This is a genomic window from Pseudarthrobacter sp. N5, assembly GCF_050157035.1.
GTDB lineage: Bacteria > Actinomycetota > Actinomycetes > Actinomycetales > Micrococcaceae > Arthrobacter.
Map to the genome: position 1 here is coordinate 260391 of NZ_CP189593.1, position 21807 is coordinate 282197.

General features: G+C 60.3%; 16 protein-coding genes and 1 pseudogene. 6 read left to right on the plus strand and 11 right to left on the minus strand.

Annotated elements, in window-relative coordinates; translation table 11 throughout:
• Nucleotides 1–34 precede the first annotated feature (34 nt).
• The 4 genes from ACQCST_RS01310 to ACQCST_RS01325 form a co-directional block, all read right to left on the minus strand.
• Complete coding sequence (locus tag ACQCST_RS01310) at nt 35–1522, minus strand: glycosyltransferase family 87 protein (protein ID WP_426997579.1); 1488 nt, start codon at nt 1520–1522, stop codon at nt 35–37.
• A gap of 300 nt (nt 1523–1822) precedes the next feature.
• Entirely contained in the window at nt 1823–1963 is a 141-nt protein-coding gene (locus ACQCST_RS01315; protein WP_426997580.1) for a hypothetical protein, read from the minus strand.
• A gap of 725 nt (nt 1964–2688) precedes the next feature.
• Complete coding sequence (locus ACQCST_RS01320; protein ID WP_426997581.1) at nt 2689–3273, minus strand: histidine phosphatase family protein; 585 nt, start codon at nt 3271–3273, stop codon at nt 2689–2691.
• A complete protein-coding gene (locus ACQCST_RS01325) occupies nt 3274–4806 on the minus strand; it encodes a CCA tRNA nucleotidyltransferase (RefSeq protein ID WP_426997582.1) in 1533 nt (510 codons plus the stop codon). It lies immediately after the preceding gene.
• Nucleotides 4807–4975: 169 nt separating this feature from the next.
• On the opposite strand from ACQCST_RS01325, the gene ACQCST_RS01330 reads away from it, so the two are divergent.
• The 5 genes from ACQCST_RS01330 to trxA all read left to right on the plus strand — a co-directional run bounded on the left by ACQCST_RS01330 (nt 4976) and on the right by trxA (nt 11011).
• Complete coding sequence (locus ACQCST_RS01330) at nt 4976–5524, plus strand: NUDIX hydrolase (protein ID WP_426997583.1); 549 nt, start codon at nt 4976–4978, stop codon at nt 5522–5524.
• Nucleotides 5525–5594: 70 nt separating this feature from the next.
• Entirely contained in the window at nt 5595–7688 is a 2094-nt protein-coding gene (gene murJ, locus ACQCST_RS01335; protein WP_426997584.1) for a murein biosynthesis integral membrane protein MurJ, read from the plus strand.
• A 172-nt stretch (nt 7689–7860) separates the two neighbouring features.
• On the plus strand, nt 7861–9477 hold the full coding sequence (locus ACQCST_RS01340) for an ABC transporter substrate-binding protein (RefSeq protein WP_426997585.1): 1617 nt from the start codon (nt 7861–7863) through the stop codon (nt 9475–9477).
• Nucleotides 9478–9691: 214 nt separating this feature from the next.
• Nucleotides 9692–10648: a thioredoxin-disulfide reductase gene (gene trxB, locus ACQCST_RS01345; protein ID WP_426997586.1), complete on the plus strand. Its 957-nt coding sequence runs from the start codon at nt 9692–9694 to the stop codon at nt 10646–10648.
• A 36-nt stretch (nt 10649–10684) separates the two neighbouring features.
• Nucleotides 10685–11011, plus strand: a complete 327-nt coding sequence (gene trxA / locus ACQCST_RS01350; RefSeq protein ID WP_426997587.1) for a thioredoxin — start codon at nt 10685–10687, stop codon at nt 11009–11011.
• Between the two features lie 427 nt (nt 11012–11438).
• Here trxA and ACQCST_RS01355 read toward each other — a convergent pair whose 3' ends face one another.
• Entirely contained in the window at nt 11439–11573 is a 135-nt protein-coding gene (locus ACQCST_RS01355) for a hypothetical protein (RefSeq protein WP_426997588.1), read from the minus strand.
• A gap of 3953 nt (nt 11574–15526) precedes the next feature.
• Between ACQCST_RS01355 and ACQCST_RS01360 the strand changes: the two genes are divergently transcribed.
• Nucleotides 15527–15697, plus strand: coding sequence for a hypothetical protein (locus ACQCST_RS01360; RefSeq protein ID WP_426999225.1), 171 nt, complete (start codon nt 15527–15529; stop codon nt 15695–15697).
• A gap of 31 nt (nt 15698–15728) precedes the next feature.
• On the opposite strand, the pseudogene ACQCST_RS01365 reads toward ACQCST_RS01360, so the two are convergent.
• From ACQCST_RS01365 to yidC, 6 genes and pseudogenes are all read right to left on the minus strand, one after another.
• Nucleotides 15729–16616: pseudogene (locus ACQCST_RS01365) on the minus strand (IS5 family transposase); the annotation flags it as partial.
• Nucleotides 16617–17109: 493 nt separating this feature from the next.
• Nucleotides 17110–18363, minus strand: a complete 1254-nt coding sequence (locus ACQCST_RS01370; protein ID WP_426997589.1) for a ParB/RepB/Spo0J family partition protein — start codon at nt 18361–18363, stop codon at nt 17110–17112.
• A gap of 66 nt (nt 18364–18429) precedes the next feature.
• A complete protein-coding gene (locus ACQCST_RS01375; protein ID WP_426997590.1) occupies nt 18430–19497 on the minus strand; it encodes a ParA family protein in 1068 nt (355 codons plus the stop codon).
• A gap of 82 nt (nt 19498–19579) precedes the next feature.
• The gene (rsmG, locus tag ACQCST_RS01380; protein WP_426997591.1) at nt 19580–20230 is read right to left on the minus strand and encodes a 16S rRNA (guanine(527)-N(7))-methyltransferase RsmG; all 651 of its coding nucleotides are present in this window, start codon (nt 20228–20230) and stop codon (nt 19580–19582) included.
• A 21-nt stretch (nt 20231–20251) separates the two neighbouring features.
• Entirely contained in the window at nt 20252–20818 is a 567-nt protein-coding gene (locus tag ACQCST_RS01385) for a protein jag (protein ID WP_426997592.1), read from the minus strand.
• Nucleotides 20818–21804: a membrane protein insertase YidC gene (gene yidC / locus ACQCST_RS01390; RefSeq protein WP_426997593.1), complete on the minus strand. Its 987-nt coding sequence runs from the start codon at nt 21802–21804 to the stop codon at nt 20818–20820. Before yidC ends, ACQCST_RS01385 begins: the two co-directional genes overlap by 1 nt.
• Between the last annotated feature and the right edge of the window lie 3 nt (nt 21805–21807).

Here is a 21807-nt window from a genome sequence, read left to right on the forward strand (position 1 = left end):
CGGGTACCGGGGGACGGCGCCCACTGCAGCCACATCAGGCATCGCTGGTGATCCGCCGCCAGGGGAGTACGGAATTCGATGGGCGGAAGGGGTCTATGCGAAGCCAATCCGGCCTGCCCTCGAAGGGGCCCCCTTGGGGATCATCCATGCCGTGCCGCCGGATCACATCAAGGCTTGGATCCAAGATGTCCCAGACAACGCGCAGCATCAGATATGCCGTAACCAGCATATGAGCCGCGACTGCCAGTACGTAGTAGGGCATGTCAATGTTGTGCTGCGATGAACCACCGCTGGTCACCTGCCCCAGGTACATCCAGACTGCCGCCCAGTGCAGGCCCTCAACGGCCTGCCAGACCAGAAAATCGCGCCATTTCGGCCGGGCAAGTGCCAGCAGCGGAATGAGCCAGATGACGAACTGTGGGGAGTACACCTTGTTGGTCAGGATGAACGCGGCCACGATCAGGAAGGCCAGCTGGGCCAACCGGGGGCGGCGCGGCGCGGTCAGCGCCACCACGGCCGTGAGGACGCAGGCCAGCACAAACAAATTGAGTGCCAAGGTGTTGATGGCTTCGGCGTCCAGTGGCTTCAGTTGAAGCTGCCCGCCCCCCTGAAGGCGCCCTGCCACCAGATTGTAGGCAAACCACGGGGAGCTGTAGCCCGCAGGACGGCCTTCGGTGAACTCGTAGAAGTAGTTCCAGCCCGTGGGGTTCATGACCGCAATTGGCAGGTTGACCGCCAGCCATGCCCCCAGAGCCGAAAATGCCGTCACCAGAAGAGCCCGGATGCGCCCGGTCCGCAGGGTAAGCAGCAAGATGGCACCGAAGATCAGCACGGGGTACAGCTTGGTTGCGGTGCCAAGGCCGATCAGTAGACCAGCCAGGATGAGCCGTTCCCGCGAGAAAAAATACATGCCCACGGCGAGAAGCCCAACGGCCCACATATCCCAGTTGATGACGCCCGCAAGCACAATCCCGGGGGCCAGTGCCACCATCGCCGCATCCCAGGTCCGGCGTCGTGCCATCCGCGCCGTGGCGAGCACCGTAACGATCCAGACGGCCGCGATGAGCGTGGCGTTGATGTCGAAGTAGCCCAGGATCCGGGCGTCGGTGACTCCATTTCCGGGAACAAGCAAAGCTGTCGCCCCGGCGATGAGCCCCATCAGCACCGGGTATTCGAACAGACTGCCCTGGCTGAAGAACGGGAAGGTCCCCTCACCCAGCCCCCGATTGCGGAACAGCTCCGGAAAGTCCGAGTAGCACGTCGAGTAGAACTGGCTGGGCGTCTCCCAGCCGTTGACCCGGCAGTAGTTCTTGATCATGATTCCGGCGAGGGCGGCCAGCACCGTGAGGATGATCAGGACACGTTCCACGGTGAAAACCCCCGGGGAGACGATCCCGGGCGCCGAGCGGTGCCCCATGGGTCCGCCGATCAGCTCGGTGAAGTTCCTGAGCACACGGTCGCTGCGGCTCGGAACGACCAAGCGCGCACGTCTCCGGTGCGCGGGCGGCTTTGTCTCCTGCATGCCTTCGAGCTTACCGGCGCTCATCGTGCCGCTGTGCGGTTATATGCGCTGGCCGGGCCCGAAAATTTCCGTTGAACGCATCCAGCTCGCTGGGTCAGGGAAGTTTCAGCCCTTCTTGCCGCCATGGTGACGGTCGGCTGGCATCTGGAACGTGTGCCGTTAAAAGGCGGGAGCCCACGCGTAGCCGCGTGGGCTCCTTGCGGATCAGTATGCGGATCAGTTCCGATCTGAGCCATCAGATCCTCCTTGAACGAATGTGTTCCGGTTCCGGCTGGGAGTCTGGAACGAAGGACTGAGGAGTCAGCGGAGACCGCCCATTTGCTGGTGTATGGCGATGTAGATGTCTTCGCGGTGCTGGTCCAGCAGCGAGCCGTTGAACCCTTTCGGATCTTTCGGTGCATCTTTCCGGCTGAACAAAGCATCCTGGAGCTTCTTGATCATGGTGGTCACCTCCCTTCTGTGGCGTCTCGTGGCGGCTGGCGTCGGTCGGACGGACGTGGCAGTGGTCATGTTGGATCCTTTGATTGATACCGAACTGATTGATACTGAATATTGAAAGTGGAGACGAATTCGGGCATGACAATTAAGGCCATTTGAATTCGTGAGAAAACGGCCCGAATTAGGCGAAAAAATGCCCGATACCAATAAATGGATTTCGCAAATGCGAAAGTTGGCCCCTGATAGCAGCAGCGCCGGGACCCCAACAAGAAGCTGGGTTCCGAACTATGGGGTACTGCGCAACCGCGTGGTTCCGCCTGGACAGATGACTGTCTAAGAGAGCTCCCTCAATGAAGAGGGGATCAGTAACCTGCTAGAGCTCCACCGGAACTGCAGTCAGCAGTACCAGGAGCAACAGGGTCTAAGACGCAGTCAGTCCGCGAAAATGGCGCGGGTAAGCAACAGAGGCCGGGGTCGCTGCGATGGTCATCTTCCATCTGCTAGTCAAAGTAATCATTTTCCCAACCTCCTTTTCTGCTGTGCAGTTGCACCAGCAGACTGGCTGAACAACGTGCGCCGTGACCCTGGCAAGCCGCACTGGGGTCACGAATAAAATTACACTATGAATGAATGACTTGACCACTCAATTCACAAAGTTTCCTCAGAAACTTTTATAAATCGTCTTTATCAGCCCTGATAAGAGCCGTGGGATCCGCCGGATTAGCCGCCTAGAGGCCCCAGCGAACTATCGCCGGCGTCCTCTTGTCCCAGCCGAGCGTGCAGACCTTCGCCGTCCCCAGAACAAAGTGCCTGCCTTCTTCGGGAGCCAGTTCAAGCCAGCGGGCCGTCAGAATCCTGGAGAAGTGACCGTGCGCCACCACCAGCACGTTGTCCAGCCCGGATTCCAATACCCTGGCCACAATCTTGTCCGCGCGGGCGGCAACGTCATTGAGGGACTCTCCGTTGGGCACACCGTGCGTCCAGATCAGGTAGTCCGGGTTGTCTTTGCGGATGAGGTCCGAGCTGATTCCTTCGTAGTCGCCGTAGTTCCACTCAACTGCCAGCGGTTCAAGTTCGGCATCGGGGAATCCGGCGAGCTCCGCCGTCCTGCGGGCCCGCCGCAGGGGTGAACTAAGCACCAGGTCGAAGTCAACGGCGTCCAGCACCTTGCGCGCCTCCACGGACTGCTGTTCGCCCTCTACTGTGAGAGGGAGGTCCGTCAGGCCGGTGTACTGCCCGCTCTTGGACCACTCGGTTTCGCCGTGGCGCAGAATCCAGAGCTGGGGACGGGCGGTGCTGGCTGGTGCGTTCACTTAGGACTCCTGTTTTGGTGCAAGTTTCGGTGCTGGTTCGGAAGGGGAAAGTTCGACGTCGTCCGGAGACTGTGCAGTTTCCTGCGCCGGGGGCGCGGATTCGGGCTGTTGTGCCCACCACTCGTGCAGCTTTCTTTCAGCCACGGCAAGGTCCAGCGGGCCGTGCTCCATGCGCTCCTCGAGCAGGAACTTGTAGGCGCGCCCAACTACCGGTCCGGGTTTGAGTCCCAGCAGAGCCATGATCCGGGCCCCGTCCAGATCCGGTCGCACGGCTTCCAGCGATTCCTGTTCGCGCAGTGCGGCTATCCGGGTCTCGAGGTCGTCGTAGGCGAAGGAAAGTCTCTCGGACTTGCGCTGGTTCCTGGTAGTCACATCCGAACGCGTGAGCCGGTGCAGGCGCTCCAGCAGTGGTCCGGCGTCGGTGACGTAGCGGCGGACCGCAGAATCGCTCCAGCCGGCCTCGCCGTAGCCGTAGAAGCGCATGTGCAGTTCCACCAGCCGGGCCACAGCCTTGATGGTGTCGTTGTCGAAGCGGAGCGTTTTCATCCGTTTGGCCGTCAGTTTGGAACCAACCATGTCGTGGTGGCGGAAGCTCACCGCGCCGCCCGGTTCAAAACGGCGCGTAGCCGGTTTGCCGACGTCGTGCATCAACGCAGCGAACCGCAGCACAAAGTCGGGGCCCGGAACCGGACCGTCTGCTGCAGTTTCCAGCGCGGCCGCCTGTTCCAGGACCTGGAGGGAATGATGGTAGACGTCCTTGTGCCGGTGGTGTTCGTCCGATTCAAGGCGCAGCGCGGATACTTCGGGCAGCACGAATTCGGACAGGCCTGTGTCCACCAGCAGGTCAATGCCCACGCGCGGGTGCGCGCCGCAGATCAGCTTGGTCAGTTCGTCCCGCACGCGCTCAGCGGAAATGATGGTGATCCGCTCGGCCATCTGGGACATGGCCAGCCGGACGTCGTCATGCACGGATACACCCAGCTGTGAGGCGAACCTGGCGGCGCGCATCATGCGGAGGGGATCGTCGGAGAAGGATGATTCCGGGGCCCCGGGAGTGGCCAGCACCGAGGCCTGGAGGTCGCGGACACCGCCAAACGGGTCAACGAGCTCCAGCGAAGGCAGGCGAAGCGCCATGGCGTTGATGGTGAAGTCCCGCCGCAGCAGGTCATCCGTCAGCGACGATCCAAACGCCACAACAGGCTTGCGCGATTCGGGATCATAGGCCTCGGCCCGGTAGGTGGTGATTTCAATCTGGAATCCGGCCTTGCGCATGCCGATGGTGCCAAAGGCGCGCCCGATCTCCCAGTAGTTGTCCGCCCACTTCTTGATCAGTGACACCGTCTGGCCAGGCGTGGCATCGGTGGTGAAATCAAGGTCAGGGGACGTGCGGCCCAGGAAAATGTCACGGACCGGGCCACCCACCAGCGACAGTTCATGGCCGGCGTCCACAAAGCGCTGTCCGAGCTCCAGGACCACCGGGTCCACCTGGAATTCGACGGTGTGAAAATCAGACTTGTGATGTGCGTGCGCCATAGTTTCTTAAGCTTGTCAGAAAACGGACCCGAACCACACCAAAACGGTGCCTGAACACCAGTGAAACGCCTTAGGTTCGCGGAACGCCGGCAAAGTGCGTCATACGCAGTCCACTTGGAAGTCATGTTCCGGTCATCACCACGGGGCGGGAGTAGTTAGAGTGGACTTCATGGCCCATCCCGTACCGAGCGCTCCCGGCAGGAAGACAAACGCACCGTTGCCGTCGGCAATCGGTGCCCACGTCGCGCCCGCCCAGCATTCGGCTCCGGCTTCGCTGCCCACCGTTGAGGAGGTCTCCGCCGGCGGCGTTGTGGTGGACACCTCCGACGCCGAATTGAGGGTTGCGATTATTGCGCGCGTTAACAGGGGCGGACGTCTTGAGTGGTGCCTGCCGAAGGGTCACCCGGAAGGCGAGGAGAACAACGAGGCAGCGGCTGTCCGCGAAATCGCCGAGGAAACGGGCATTGAAGGCCGCATCCTGGCACCGCTGGGCAGCATCGACTACTGGTTTACGGTCAGCGGGCACCGGGTGCATAAAACCGTGCACCACTACCTGCTCCGGGCCACGGGCGGCGAGCTGACCATTGAGAACGATCCGGATCACGAGGCCGTGGATGTGGCGTGGGTCCCCATCCAGGAGCTGGCACGGAAGCTTTCCTTCCCGAATGAGCGGCGTATCGCGGATCTGGCCAGGGAAGTCCTGCCGGAACACCACTGAGGCGCCTGTGACCCATTCCATGGCCCGCGGATCACACCATTAACCGCCCCCGGGTGAGACGATGAAGCAGATGTCAGCAGCCAACCCTCCATCCGAAAAATCCGCGCCGGCCGGTTCCGCCCAGGCCGGCGAAACGCGTTCCAGCGCCATCATGGCCGCGGGAACGCTTGTTTCACGTTTTCTTGGCTTCGGCAAAACCTGGATGCTGGGCGCCGCCTTGGGCCTCGGCTCAACCGTCAATGACACGTTCATCAACGCCAACAACCTGCCCAACCTGATTTTCCTGCTGGTTGCCGGCGGCGTCTTCAATGCTGTCCTGGTTCCGCAGATCATCAAGGCGAGCAAAGGCCCGGACAGGGGAGCGGACTACATCAGCCGGCTCCTCACCCTGGCCGTGCTGGTGCTGTTTTCACTGACATTGCTGGTGACGCTGCTCGCGCCGTGGGTGATCGAGCTGACCACGCAGGGATACTCGCCGCAGCAAAAAGCGCTGGCCGTTGCTTTTGCCTTCTGGTGCCTGCCGCAGATTTTCTTTTACGGGCTGTATGCCCTCCTGACCCAGGTCCTGAACGCCAACGGCGCGTTCGGCCCGGCCATGTGGGCGCCCATCCTGAACAACATAGTGGCCATTGCCGGGCTGGGCATGTTCATCTGGATTTTCGGCGCGAACATCACCAACCCGCACATCCTGGACAATTGGGGCGCCCAGCAGACCTTCCTGGTGGCAGGGTTCTCCACCATCGGAGTCATCGCCCAGACGGCCATCCTACTCATCCCGGTATTCCGGCTGAAACTGGGCCTGCGCCCACGGTTCGGCTGGCGCGGAGTTGGCCTCGGCCAGGCAGCAAAGCTGAGCGTGTGGACGCTCCTGACAGCCGCCGTCGGGCAGCTTGCTTTCCTGTACGTCATGAGGATTGCCACCATCCCGGGCGCCGAGCGGCTCCGGCTGCAGCATGCCGGTGACGTGGCCGCAGCAGCGTCCGTTCCCGGCAACGCCGTCCTGGAAGTGGCCAGCCAGCTGTACCTGCTGCCGCACTCCATCATTGCGTTGTCCCTGGCCACGGTCCTCTTCAACCGGATGACGCGCGCCTCCCAGGACGGCAACCGGGCCGAGCTCCGCGATGCCCTCTCCCACGGCCTGCGGACCATGGCCGTGGCTACGGTTTTCGGCGCCCTGGCGCTGTTCGCGCTGGCCGGGCCGCTGGGCATGTTCTTCTCCGGTGGTGAGCGGCAGGACGGTGTGATGCTCGCCCAGACGCTCACCATCCTCGCGCTGAGCACCCCGTTCATGAGCGCGAACTTCATGATGTCCCGGGTTTTCTACGCCAATGAGGACGCCCGCACGCCGTTCTACATCCAGCTGGTACTCGCGCTGGTCAACTTGGTAGCTGCGTTTTTCATCCAGTTCCTCCCGTTCGGTCAGATCATTTTTGCCATCGCACTCCTATATACAGGTGGGAACATCCTGTCCGTTGTGGTCAGTGCCGTATTTCTGCGCCGCCTCCTCGGTCATCTGGACGGTCCGAGGATCGCGAATTCGTATATCCGGATGGGTTATGCCGCCTTGGGCTCTGCGGTGGCCGGCGCGGCGGCCCTGTGGCTGCTGGGCAGCTACAGCCCCGATGGTTTCGCCTGGAGCAGCCGGCCGGCCGCACTGGTGACTGTCGCCGTCGTCGGACCCGTCATGCTGATGGTGTATCTCTTCCTGCTGAAAATCTTCCATGTCACAGAGCTGCGGGATCTGCTGCGTCCGCTGCTGGGACGGCTGGGACGAGGTTCAGGTCCCGGGGAGCCGTCAGACTACGCTGCCGGTTCCAGGTCCCCTTCAGGGGAAAGTTCGCCCGAAGAGGAAAGGTCGACGCCGGATCGCGCCACGGTCTCCGTGGACACCGGTCTGATCCCACGGATTTCCGGCGAGTTCGATCCCACGTCATTCCGCGCAGGGCCGGCTCCCGAGCCACGCAGCCGCAACCGCCCCTCCGAGGCAACGGGGACGGGGCCGGACAGTGCGCCCGGGGGCGGCTACCTGCCGGCTGAAGACGTTCCCACCACAGCCAAGGGGAGCCTGCTGCGGGAGCAGATCCCGTTGCCAGGGCCCCGGACGTTCCAGGGCGTCGCCGGCCACAACCCGTATTTCAGGTTGAGGCGCCGCAGGAAAAAGTGATAGCACCCAGGTTTGGTGCTGCCTGTCTCACGCGTCCCTTGCGCGCCATCGGCTAGGATCGGAACTGAACAAGGGTAGTTGCAAGACCAGATGCGGGCCGGCCAACCGGAGGACATCTGATCGGCGATCGCATCATCTACGCAGCAATTCCCGGACAGTCAAGGAGGAACACGTGTCCCACCCGATCGATGTCGGATCAGTACTCGGCGGCCGTTATAAGGTCACCGGCAATGTATTGACCTCGCATGACCAGGATCTGGTGCTGGATGGTGTTGACCAGGTTCTCAACCGCAAGGTCAGCATTCTGGTTGCCGGACCGGACAACGCAGAGCAGGTCGCCCAGAGCGCCCGTGAGGTTGCTACCGGCGAACGTCCCGGAACAGTCCAGATTTTGGATCTGGGCGTCAGTGAAGCCACCACATATTTGATCACCAACCACACCTCCGCAGCTGATCTGCTGGACCTGGTGGTTGCCTCCCACCCGCCATATGTGGAGCCGTTCTTTACGGACACCCTGGGCAGCGAGATTTTCGGTCAGGCACGTTCCCATGAACCGGAACCGTACGACGCCGAGGACGAAGTCAACGCCGGCTACATCAACTACAGCGATGGCCACGGCAGCCAGGCAGATCCAGGCCCGGCAGCATCCCAGCCATCACAACCGTCGGGGGCGCCGAAGCCGGCCCCCTCCTTGCCTCCCCGAACGCCCGCGCGTCCCGCGGTGGAACCTTCCGCTGGCGTCCAGAGCATGCCCACATCGCACGGAGCCGCAGCGGCTGGACTCGCCGGGGGAGCCGCAGGCGCCGCCGCGTCCGCGGCTGCAGCCGGAACGTCCCCGACGCCGGCCACGGCTCCGCAGGCGGCCACACCACCAGCCGCTCCCGCACGGCCATCAGCGGAATCAACGGCACCCCAGACGGTGCAGAGCGCCGGTCAGGCCCAGCCCGCCGCTGCTCCCAAGGTATCGCTGTGGTCTGATGACGACTACGACGACGCCGACACAGGACAGCAGGATCAATATTCTTCCACGGGCTCATCAGGGGGTCCGGTGGAGGATCGGCCGGCAGGAAACTTCCCTGCCTTCGCCCGTTCCTCAGCTCCGCCGGCAACTGCTGACTACGACGACGATGACCAGCCGGAAAAAGAGCCGCGTTCCATGCGCTGGCTGGTAGGTGGACTGCTGGCATTGGTCCTTGTTGCCGCTCTCGTCTTCGCTGTTTCGAACTTGGGCAGCTTTTTCAAGAGTCAGCCGGAGGCCAAGCCGGCTCCCGGGACCAGCAACTCGTCGCAGCCCACTACGGGGCAACCCTCGGCAACACAGGGTTCGGAACCGGCCGCCGGACCACCGACGATCGCAGGCATCACACGCCTGGGCAACTTTGATTTTGCCGCAACATACGACGCCGATCTCAGCAAAACATTCGACGGCAACGCCGCGAGCTTCTGGTCGGACATGGAGTTTGCATCGGATAACTGGGGCGGACTGGCAGGTGACGGCGTATCTCTGGTGGTCAAGTTAAAGGGCGCCTCGAAGGTCTCTTCAGTAACTCTCTCCCAGCTGGGTGCAACCGGCGGAAGCATCAGTGTTTTCACCAATGACCGGCCCTCGCTCGATGGCGCCAAGCAGATTGGCACCAACAGTTTCACTTCAACGGACCTCACCATGCCCCTGGCGGAACCTGCCACCGCGCAGTACGTGATTGTGTCCATTGAAAAGCTTCCCAAGCTGGCAGCACCTAAAACCCGCTTCGGTTTCGGCCTGCGTCTTGCTGAGATCAAGATCCAGTAAACCGCAGCGGGCCGTCATCGTCCCGTAACAGCCAACCACCCCGCTGGCCCCAAGACGGTAATCTATGAGGACGTCCGGTGATGGGGTTCCCTCCTGCTGCCCGGGCAGCATTCGGCGTCCGGGCGGACGGAATATTCAGCACCAAGAATCAGTTGTGCCATGTGGCCGGCCTTAAAAGGTCCGCGCATCGACTAAGGAAGAGGTTCACCGTTCAGTGAGCAACGCAGAAAACAGCGCGTCAGAAGTGCGTGAGGTCATCATCGTCGGCTCCGGCCCAGCTGGTTATACGGCCGCTGTCTACACCGCACGCGCCAATCTGAAACCACTCATGCTGGCCGGTTCGGTCACTGCAGGTGGCGAGCTGATGAACACCACGGACGTCGAAAACTACCCCGGTTTCCCTGACGGCATCATGGGTCCGGACCTGATGGAAAACTTCGAGAAGCAGGCGGCCCGGTTCGGCACCGAGATCCAGTTTGAGGACGTTACCGCGTTGGAGCTTGAGGGCGACATCAAGACTGTCACCATCGCCACTGGTGAGAAGTTCCAGGCCCGCGCCGTCATCCTGTCCACTGGTTCTGCCTACCGCGAGCTGGGGCTCCCGAATGAAAAACGACTTTCCGGCCACGGTGTGAGCTGGTGTGCAACCTGCGATGGTTTCTTTTTCAAGGATCAGGACATCGCCGTCATCGGTGGGGGTGACTCAGCCATGGAGGAAGCCCTGTTCCTGACCAAGTTCGCCAAGTCCGTTACGGTGGTGCACCGGCGTGACACGCTCAAGGCTTCAAGGATTATGGCCGATCGGGCCGAGGCTCACGACAAAATCAAGTTCGTGTGGAACACCGCCGTGAATGACGTTGTTGGTGGTGACAAAGTCACCGCGTTGAAGCTCAAAAACCTGGTGGACGGCAAAGAGTCCGAACTCGCAGTCACAGGTGTGTTCGTGGCAATCGGCAATGATCCCCGTACCGAACTCATCAAGGACACACTCGAGCTAACCCCGGCAGGCACCATCGCCGTGGACGGACGCAGCTCCCGGACGAGTGTTAAGGGTGTTTTCGCTGCAGGCGATGTTGTAGACCCCACCTACCGCCAGGCCATCACTGCCTCCGGTTCCGGTTGCGTGGCAGCCATCGATGTGGAGCACTATCTGGCAGACCTTCACGCGTAATCCGCGTGCAACCATTCGACAAGAAAGAGACAGGTTATGAGCAACGCAAAAGATGTGACAGATGCAAGTTTCAGCACGGATGTTCTGGCAGCTGACAAGCCGGTCATCGTTGATTTCTGGGCCGAATGGTGTGGTCCGTGCCGGAAGCTCGGGCCCATTCTCGACGAGATCTCCGTCGAATACAGCGACAAGGTCACCGTGGTCAAGTTGAACGTGGACGACAACCCGGCCATTGCTGCTGAGTATGGCATCACCTCCATTCCGGCTGTTTACCTGTTCCAGGGCGGCGAAGTGAAGAGCACGGTCATCGGCGCGAAGCCAAAGCAGTTCTTTGAGAAGGAATTTGCGGACGTCCTGTCCTAACAATCAACCCGGCTTAATCCTGGGCGGGGTGGAAGTGGTCGTCACCCTTGGAAGTGGCGGCCACTTTTGTTTTTCGCACCATTTCGGCGTGATCGCAGACCACGTACGGCGCAGATTTCATCTAACTAGAGCGTTTTTGGCTACTTGTTGGCTGTTATTTAACGGAGTGTGATCGGTTGCACAGCCAGACTTGGACCTTACTGGGGTAGGCAAATGAATACCGTGCGTCAAGAACCAACTTGAGTGTAGGCGGTCATCCTAAGAGTCCCGCCGCGTGTGTTTCACGTGAAACACACGACAGGCACTAGTTGGTAGAAATTCAGCTCCGGGCAAGCTCCTGATCAAGGGCCGACCAAATCCACCGATACTCGCCAGAACTAATACTCGCGAGCAACTGGCCCTCTTCCACACAATTGAGCGGCAACATCTACCCGGCCATATGCAGCCTGACCACGAACAGGCCAAATGACTGATCCATCTGAAAAGCCAGATCGGCCAGGGTTTGGAACTTGACCTGGCCGGGGTCGGTGAGACCCATATTCCGTCGCCCGTGATAGTCCATGCTCAATTTTTGCGGATCTCGAGCCATGGCCGGCTACGGGCGGCGTGACTGCAATGCGTGTCTGTTTCACGTGAAACACTCACTGTTTTTACGTGAAACACTCCAGTGTCACGCATGACATCCGGGATGCACCTTCGCTGGATTCTCCCTTCGATCCAAAGAACCCGTCTTCGTAAACCCAATGAGAATGCGTCTGGGCTGCTTGGTGCATATCCCGCCTGTATGTGCCCGCAAACTCAACCAGTCGAGTTCAACTAGTCGGTGCCCACCGCTCGTATTTTCCTGGACTGCGAAGGAATACCTCCGGCCGATGCCCCGATAGTGTTGAGTTCTGATTCAGCCACTTGCTTACTTCATGCTTGGACCGTACATCGCATGCTTGGTAGCTCGTCTCACGATCAGTTCCGGGGGAGGGTTTCCCGTGAAACCATGGCCTGTCCTCGGCTCTCTCGAAACGGCCCGCGGTATATCCTTCGCGTGAACGGCCCGGGCTCATCGGTGATTGTGGGCAGCCGGACCTCGCCCGCAATGTTTCACGTGAAACCCAAGTCCTGGCCGGACCATCCCGGGACTCAGCTCCGCATCACACTGCCGCCGACAACGTCCCACGCCAATGTAATCAGGGCGACCATACTGCCGGGCCTCCAACTGTGATGCATGGGAGTCACATAACGCGCTGCATACCTGTCTGAAGCAGGCACACTTGCTCACACACATTGGCACCGAGGTAGCTGAAATCGTGGTGAGGCTCAGCCAACAATGGGTCCGCTAGCTGCATCTTAAGACACATCGGCCACCCGGTATCAGTTGCGTGCGCGTCAAACTCAGGATTCAGCGGAAGTAACAGCCATGAGTGGTGTTAGGACAACATGACAGTACAGCCTCAGATAGGGACAGTAGAGCGGACACGCGTCAGCCAGGGGAGATTCGGAGCTCCAGCTACTTGCCGCGGCCCTGGTGCTGCGGTGCTGCAGAATCTGATTAAAGAATCCAGTGGCTGACAAATTGCCAACTGGGCTTGGGGGAACGGCCAACAGATGGATCGCCTGCTGCCATCCAAGTATCCACTGAATTGAAGCTACGCGACCGAACCAATACTTCCGACATGACGAGACACCCGCCATGGTGCGCGTCTGGGGCCGGTAGTGCCCGTTTCGATGCCCTGGAAACAGGATCTCCTCAGCAGGCCCAGGCGCCAGCACTGCGACAACGCAACTGACCTGTACCGTTGCGCCGTGGTCCTGGCCAAAAGTGGGTCCGCGTAGCAACATTCATCTAAATGGTTGTTCCATAGAAGGCAATTCGATCAGGCGGGCCGCCGCTTCCTCTCTTCACGGATCAACCCCTGCGGCCGAATCCGTACAAGGAACCTATGTCCGGGATCTAGCCGGAGAGAGTTCTGGCCGAGTCACCTCCGGTAGGTGGCGCCACGCAGTCACCAGGCAGCACAGCAACAGCGGAGAGGTGGCAGTGCGCCGAGCCACGTGCACAGAACCTCAGCTACACCATCAGGGGCACGGTCGGCACCAAAGAGTACCTGTCCGCTTCACCCAACCCGCCCGGCACCTGTCACGCCCACCGGGCGTCGGTCACCCACCACTGCGGGCGCCACGCCCACCGAACCGACGTCTCAGATGTTAGTCATCCGCTAACAAACCGGCGGCGCCGTGCCACCTGTCGCAGAGCGGGCACGGCACCGCTACGCCCACACACAGGAGCCCAGGTCCGGCTCCCCGGCACACCGACACCTCACCTGGCAGTCGCACAGCCGGCAGGGCACCGGTCAACGCATCCGGCAGCCGCCGAGCCCACCAGACACCCGTCAGGTCAGCGGGCGCTCGTCACACAACCCCAGCCGGTCCCGAACACTCTAGACACCGGTCACGCACCACCGGACACGCGCCATCCACCCCGAGCGAGCCCCACGCCGCCGTGCACCTTCCATGTTTTTCTTGGCCTCCGCTACGAGGTGGACAGACCTACCTGCCACGGCAACTGCACAGAGCGGATCTGTGTCGTGACCGAACAAATCGAAACGACGAAATGAGAGTTGGAGGCACTACAACCGCTGCTGCCGTCTGCAGCGGCCTGCGGCAAATCAGTGCCCGCACGCCCCCGATCTGTCTCATTTACAGAACCAACGCCGAGCGATATGGACCATGCGGACAACGGACGTCCGAGCCAAGATTGAACCAGTCCCGTGAGCCGGCAGATCGTTCCAATCCAACTCAAGGCGCCCGCCTCAGTGCATGACCGGGCTGCGCAATTCTGCCTTGCTCCACGAAATAGCTGAGCGTGTCCACGAGAACGCTGGGCGTGATAGAACTTCTTCCCGATCAGATGGCGATGCCGCGCGGGCGGGTTGGCTGGGCGAAAGGTGACGACACTTTGCGGTTCCAGGATTTGTCGCCGGCCTGGTGTGGAGATCCTCACATCGCAGCCGCACTGTCGCCCGGAAGGGCTGAGCAGGGGCATCCAGGACCTGCCAGACGTGAGGTTATTCACAGCGTTATCCACAAGGCCAATGAGATGGAAATTTCCATTTCTGCGCACCTGCCGAAAACATCGGTTTCGGACCATTGACCCAAGGGTCGGACGCGGCCGAATACTCAGGAAGATGTTTCCGTTATCCGGCAGAGCAACTTTGCTGTTAACTCGTCAGCTTGTGCTTGAATCCCCGGTTTTCAGCTACTTTTTCGAAAAAACGGGTCGCGTAAATGCGCTGGCGCTGTTTCACGTGAAACACTCAAGTCCTTGAATCTTCCACGGACTCCATAGAGGGACGATTCGTCACGTTTCGCGCACTCGTAAACATCGACTGGTAGGGCCGGATCGGCGAACGCTTTTCCACATAGTTATCCACAGGGATATGCACGGGTTCAGAACTAACACAATCAACAGAGAAAACCGGCTCTGCATGCAGAGAAACGCTCCTGCCGACCCTGCATCAAATCAGACAACTAACTTCCACGGCCTGACCTGCGTGCCTGATCTTGTCTCAACAATGAAGGACCGCTATCCGTCGGCCACTGTGACTGCACTGACGGTGAACTCCGACTCAAGTCCACGTTCCGGATCCCATACATAGCCTCGGACGCCGGCGCACCGCACAGCCAATTTCGCGTTCCAGGTGAGGCTGGGGAGGCTGCCTTCCGCAGTCAGCGTTGAACTCCCACATTCGCTCATAATGAAGTGCCCGCACATGGACGCGTGGGCCGGGCCATAGGCGTTCCGGGACATTCAGTTCGAGTGCCTGTGATCATTGATTGCAGGATGGTCGCGCTGGCGGCCGAGCGAGACCGCAGTCCTGTCAAGCACCAGTCACGCCCGCTTCACCAGGACCTCAGAACCAACACGGGACCGATCGTCTTTCTTCGATCACCTCACTGATAGAGTCAACACCGGACCGGGAAGATGCGGCGTCAGACCAAGGATTGCCGCTGGAAAGTTCACCCATCGTCGGATTCTCTCCGCCCCAATGCCTGAATAAACACGACCCGCGAATAGTCCTATCCTCAGCCCTCTGCACTAGCCGCAGGAGTCCGTGGGAGGCTCTCACTGCCGCGCCGCCAGGCCCAAGACCGCCGTCCTGTGTGAGACTACAGCTGTTCCATCACCGCAGGGGATGCCACCGTCGTCGTGCTCACCCAAGCAGCTCCTCCCGGCCAAGACAACTTCCCGCAATCGCCGTAACGTGCGCGGCCGATGTCGGACGCACCCACCGTGGAAGCAGCGGTGCATCCGAAAGTTCTCGATAGCTGCCCTGCCCGTCAGCCCGGCGTTGGGGGACTCTTGCGTCCGACGACAAGTGGCCTACCGTATTGTGCTGCCCACCTGCGAGCGTTTTGGGCGGCCGTACTGTAGCCGGAACGACGGCTCACGGCCGACTTAAGTTTCCTCCTCTGCATGTTGACCTTCTGTGCACGGCTGAACATGCCGCATGGAACATCTCTATGCATGATGCCCCCAACAAACTCGACGCCCCTGATTGGCTTGGCTGCAGTTACCGTCCAGCGCTGGTGGAGGGATACCGGTTCCAGTTGACGGCGGTGCTCACCAAAGTCGTTTCGCCGTCTGATAGTCGCTGGTTGTTCCGGCTTTCCAAGTACGGAGACCAAGCCTAGTCCGTGAGGTGCTTCCGAGCAGGGGCTGGAAAGTGTTTCCTAATTCCTTGACCCAGATCCTGATGGCGCGGAGCACGACCCCGCCGCGGTAGGTGAGGGCAAGCTTGTTGTATCGGGTCGCGAGGCCTCACCATTGTTTGAACGTGGTGAATGATCGTTTGACGGCGTTGCGGTGCTTGTACGCTTCCGTGTCCAGGCCCACCGGACGCCCGCCGCTGCTGCCGCGGCGTTTCTGGTTTGCGACCTGGTCGGAGCGTTCCGGTACCACGGCCTGGATGCCGCGGCTGCGCAGCAGCTCACGGTTCGACTTCGACGAGTACGCTATATCGCCCAAGGCGCGGTCGGGGCGGGACCGGGCACAGCCCGCGCGGATCCGGGGCACACGCAGCGAGTCGTGCAGGTGCGGGAACACCGGCGAATCCCGCCCTGCCCCGGACCGGGCAACATCACCAGAGGCGTGTTTTCCCGTCACACACGTGATGGATTTTGGTTGTCAGACCCCCCGCGAGACCGCCCGATCGCATGGTTAGCGGCGTTCTTCCAGCAGATTCATGTATTCGACAGCTCCCCCTGTGTGCCACGGAAGGTCCGTTGCGTGCTGGTGGGCGCGGTTCACGGTGAAGTCCACGGAGACCTCCCCGTCAATCCCGCCGGCCGCGTCGGTTTCAACCAGAAGGCGGGTACGGATTATGTCCCACGTGCCATCACCGCTGAAGCGTCGATGACGCTTCCAGACCGTCGTCCAGATCCGACACCCGCCGGCAGATCACGCCACGGAATCCCGGCCCGAACCGGTAATCAATGCCCTCCACTACCTGCCGGTGATCCCGGAACGGCCGACCCCGGCTCCCGTCCGAGCTCGCCATCAGTGGCTCGATGCGCGCCACGGGTCATCAGTCAAAACTACAGTACGAGACATACCCCAATCGTCCCAAACCGGCTAGGCAGACATTAGCAGATACGCCCTGCCCCTTCGCTTCGGACTGGCGCCCGCTTTTCGTGGTTCTAAAAGCATGTTCCACGTGAAACCTTGTTAGACAACGTTGTGCGGGAAGACGAAACAGCGTATTGGTTTCACGTGAAACATGACGTGGCAGACGCGAGTAGACAGAGTCCAGCTAAGGTCCACGGCGTGCGACCGGCACGATCGTTGACCACGGCGTCAGCCAGGAGCATCGGAGCCAGGAGAACCGGTCGCCGCAACGCCCGGGAACAGCGGAAACAACCATAGACCCTGACATTTGACCGAAAAATGGGGAGCTATGGCTGACCCAATTGATTGATGTCATCGCCGGCGAGGACGGTTTCCCGTGAAACACACACATTGGGAGAACAAACTCAACGAAGAGGACCGTAAGACAAAAATAGGGCCCGTCTCAAATGAAACGGGCCTTACTCTGAATGGCTTTCGGTCAGTTCTCCGAACCAGGTGCTAGAACGTCCATGATTCTATTCAGATCCTCGACGCTAGCAAACTCAATGCTGACCCGCCCTTTCCGTGTACCAAGCGAGATCTTGACGTTGGTATCCAGCCGATCAGACAGTGATGAAGCCAAGTAGTCCAAACGCTCGTGTCGTGCACCCGGCCGGGGAATATTGTTCTTCACCGGAGACACAGGATCCCGGTAAAGCGTAACGGCCTCTTCCGTTGCCCGGACCGACATACCTTCAGCAACAATCTTTTGCGCCAGCCGCTCCATCGCTGCCGAGTCCGGAAGGGCAAGCAGTGCGCGGGCATGGCCGGCCGAGATAACGCTGGCGGCAACCCGGCGCTGCACCAGAGGCGGGAGCTTGAGGAGGCGGAGTGTGTTGGATACCTGGGGACGAGAGCGGCCTATCCTGTCCGCCAGCTGTTCGTGTGTGGTTCCGAAGTCTTCGAGCAATTGCTGGTAGGCGGCTGCCTCTTCCAGTGGATTGAGCTGACTACGATGGAGGTTTTCCAGCAAGGCATCGCGGAGGAGATCGTCATCGGTAGTGTCACGAACGATTGCAGGGATGGTGGAGAGACCCGCGGCCTGCACTGCCCGCCAGCGGCGCTCACCCATAACCAACTCATAGGGTTCGCCACCAACTTCGGTTGAAGTCCGCACAACAATTGGCTGGAGGACACCGATTTCTTTGACTGAGTGGATGAGCTCAGCCATATCGTCCTCATCAAAGACTGAGCGCGGCTGTTTCCGGTTGGGATGGATGTCCGTGACGGGGATCTCAGCGAACCGGACGCCGGGAACTTCCACGAGCTCCACATGGTCAGACGAGCGATCGGAACCAGTACGTGGATCCGTTCCGTGAGAAGTCGAAGCCTGAGACCCCTCGATGGGCGCCGAAGATCTCGACTGCGCCCCAACGGTCTCCTGGGTCGCCACCTTTGGAGCAGCCTTCGAAGTGGAATTGGCCAGTGCCTTGACAGACAGTTTAGCCGGACGGGAAACGGCCGCCGCAGGCAACTTCGGAGCTGCGTCCCTGACGTCCGCGTCAGCGGAGCCAGCTTCTGTTCCGGAAACCACATCAGCGTTCTCTGCGGGTGCTGTCTTCTTCCGCCCCTCGGGAAAAAAGAGATCAACGGGCCGCGACGGCGATGCCCCGTTACCCGGGGCATCGGCAGGGGCGGAACTCGGAATGAGTGCGCCAAGACCGCGGCCCAGGCCACGTCGCTTTTCGCTCATGGGTAAATCCCTCCGTCGGAAGAGCCGGCATCACCTGGCTCCAGTTGTTGCAATTCTTGAAAAAATCTAACGTTCAGCGATTTCCGCCGCGGCTTCCAGATAAGAGAGTGCTCCACTGGAGGACGGATCATAAGTCATCACGGTCTGCTGGTAGCTGGGGGCTTCCGAAATGCGCACCGAGCGGGGGACAACCGCTCCCAGAACCTGATCGGGGAAGTGCAGGCGGACCTCGGCTGCCACCTGGGCAGCCAGGTTTGTCCGACCGTCATACATCGTCAGGAGAATGGTGGACACAACCAGATCGGCATTCAGATGCTTCTGGATCATTTCGATGTTCTTCAACAGCTGACTCAATCCTTCCAGCGCGTAGTACTCACACTGGATGGGAATAAGGACTTCCCCGGCCGCGCAGAAAGCGTTGACGGTGAGCAGCCCGAGGCTCGGCGGACAGTCGATGAAAATAAAGTCAAGCCGCTCTTCGCCGTTCTTCTCCCGGGTCTTGGAGTAGACATCTATGGCCCGGCGTAGACGCTGCTCCCTGGCCACCAGGGAGACCAGCTCAATCTCAGCACCGGCAAGGTGGATGGTGGCAGGGGCACAGATCAGGTTGCTGATGTCCGGGCACGGCGCCACGACATCCTCAAGCGGCATGTCATTGATCAAGACGTCGTAGATGCTGTCTACATCCGCGTGATGCTCAATACCCAGTGCGGTGGAGGCGTTACCCTGCGGATCAATGTCGATGACCAGGACGTTGAGCCCCGCCGCAGCCAAAGCAGCAGCAATGTTGACTGTAGTGGTGGTTTTACCCACTCCGCCTTTTTGGTTTGAAACAGTGAAAATCCGGGTCTTCTCCGGCTTGGGCAACTCTCGTCCCAGGAGCCGTTCCCGGCGCCTGTTTTCATGTGCCAGCTCCCGCGCGATCGGACTGGAATCGTCCAGGCTGTCCAGGACATTTACTTTGCCGGATTTCGAAGTTTCACGTGAAACAGTGCTCGAAGCGATGCCCTCTGAAACTGATTTCAGGTGATTCGAAGTGTACGGAGACACCGCCGAGGGCACAAAAAGTGCTCGTGCTGACCCCAAAGACACAAACGGGGGTATCCGCTGTGTGGAGGCTTCGCTACTGGTCACTGGGACACACTCACTCTCGTTCGGCTTTTGCTGTCACTAGCCTAACCGCTGAATCTTGAAGACCCGGGGCACCGTGCCTCAGCTAGGCGATTTTTTGAGACTTATTCACTACGATCCGGACCACAGTTGTGGGTTCTTCCAGCAGGTCCTGGCCAACGGTCACCACGGACGTTTGCACGCCGCCAAGCTTCCGAATGACCTTGGCGGCCTTCTCAATTTCTTCACCGACACTTCGGCCCTTGATGGCCACGACTTCTCCCTTTCCGGCGAGCAGGGGAATGGTCAATCCGGCCAGATTACTCAAGGCCGAAACGGCACGGGCAGTCACCACATCGGCATCTATCAGCCCCACCGCCAGTTCGGCGCGGGTTCGCATCACCGTGACGTTTTCCAGGCCAAGGTCATCGACCACTTCCTGAAGCCAGATCACGCGGCGTTCCAGCGGCTCAATGAGTGTCAATTCCAGATCCGGACGCGCAATGGCCAGACAGAGACCCGGAAGACCGGCCCCGCTGCCAACATCGGCGACATGGCTTCCGTGGGCAATCTCAGTCTCGATGACAGCACAGTTGAGGACGTGCCTGCTCCAGAGCCTGGGAACCTCCCGGGGACCGATAAGTCCGCGTTCCGTTCCGGACGTGGCCAGATGTTCAACATAACGTTTGGCCAGATCGAGACGGTCACCGAAGATCTTCTCGGCCGCCAACAGTTCAGCTGCGGTAATTTCAACCATGATTAGCAGGTCAGCAATTCTCTAGTCAGCGGAAACAACGATGTGGCGGCCGGCGCCTTCACCCTCAGACTCGCTGACGAGGCCCAGATCAGCCACAGCGTCATGGACGATTTTGCGCTCATAAGCACTCATCGGCTCCAGCGCCACAGCCTTGCCGGATTCCTTGACCGAAGCAGCGGCATCCTCTGCAATCTTCTGCAGATGTCCGGCACGTTCCTGACGGTAGCCATTGATATCCAGCACCAGGCGCGAGCGGTTTTCCGTCGCTGAGAGCACGGAAAGCCTGGTCAGCTCCTGAAGGGCTTCGAGTACTTCGCCGTCCTTGCCCACGAGGTTTTCCAGATTGCTGGACTCTTCCTCGGCGACGATGGAGATGTAGGTGCGTCCATTACGGACCTCGATGTCGATATCGCCGTCGATGTCTGCAATGTCAAGAAGTTCCTCGAGGTAGTCGGCTGCGACATCGCCTTCTTCTTCGAGACGGCTAGCGGAAGAACCTTTTTCGGAAGTACCGTCGTCGGTAGCGGAATCATCCTGGTCGTCAATGACCTCGGCGGACAGTGCGTGTTCGGAGCTTTCGACAGACATTACTTCTTCTTCCTGTTCTTACGTTGTGGCTGAATACGCTGGCTCTTGGCCTCGGCTATCGCGGCAGCCGCAGCAGCTGCTGCGGCCTCTGCCTGGGCGTCGACCTTTTTCCCACCGAGAATAGGAAGCGCTGGAAGACCCTTGGCGGCACGGCGCTCAGCGAGGGCCTTCGCTGCAGGGGAACCCGGCGTCGGCATGCGACGAATAACGAAGAACTGCTGCGCCATAGTCCACAGGTTGGTGGTGGTCCAGTAGATGAGGACACCAATGGGGAAGTTGATGCCACCCACGCCGAAGACCACCGGCAGGATGTACAGCATCATCTTCTGCTGGCGCATGAACGGGCTCGCCATAGCCTCTTCGGACATGTTCTTGGCCATGATCTGCTTCTGGGTGATGAACTGCGAGGCCGTCATGGCCAGGATCATCACGATCGAGAGGATCCACACGACAACCTCATTGCCGCCTGCGCCCCCGTGGAGCAGAGAGGCGGAAAGCGGGGCACCGAAGATACTCGACTCGTCGAACTGCTTCACTTGGTCGACGCTCATGGCACCGATGCCAATGCCACCCTGCTTGGCCGTGCTGATACCGGAGAGAACCTGGAACAGGGCGAAGAAGAACGGCATCTGGATCAGCATGGGCAGGCAGGCCGAGAACGGGTTGGTGCCGTGCTTCTTGTACAGGGCCATCTGTTCCTGCGCCATGGCCTGGCGGGAGAGCTGATCGGTCTTGCCCTTGTACTTGTCCTGCATCTTTTTCAGGTCGGGCTGAAGCAGCTGCATTCCACGCTGGGCCTTGATCTGCTTGACAAACACAGGGATCAGGGCGGCACGGATCACCAGCACCAGCCCGATGATCGACAGCGTCCAGGTCCAGCCGTTGGCAGCCGGCAGACCGATGAAGCTCAGTCCGTCATGGAAGCCCACCATGATGGCAGACACCAGCCACTTGAACGGAAACATGATCGTTCCAAAGAAGTCCATACG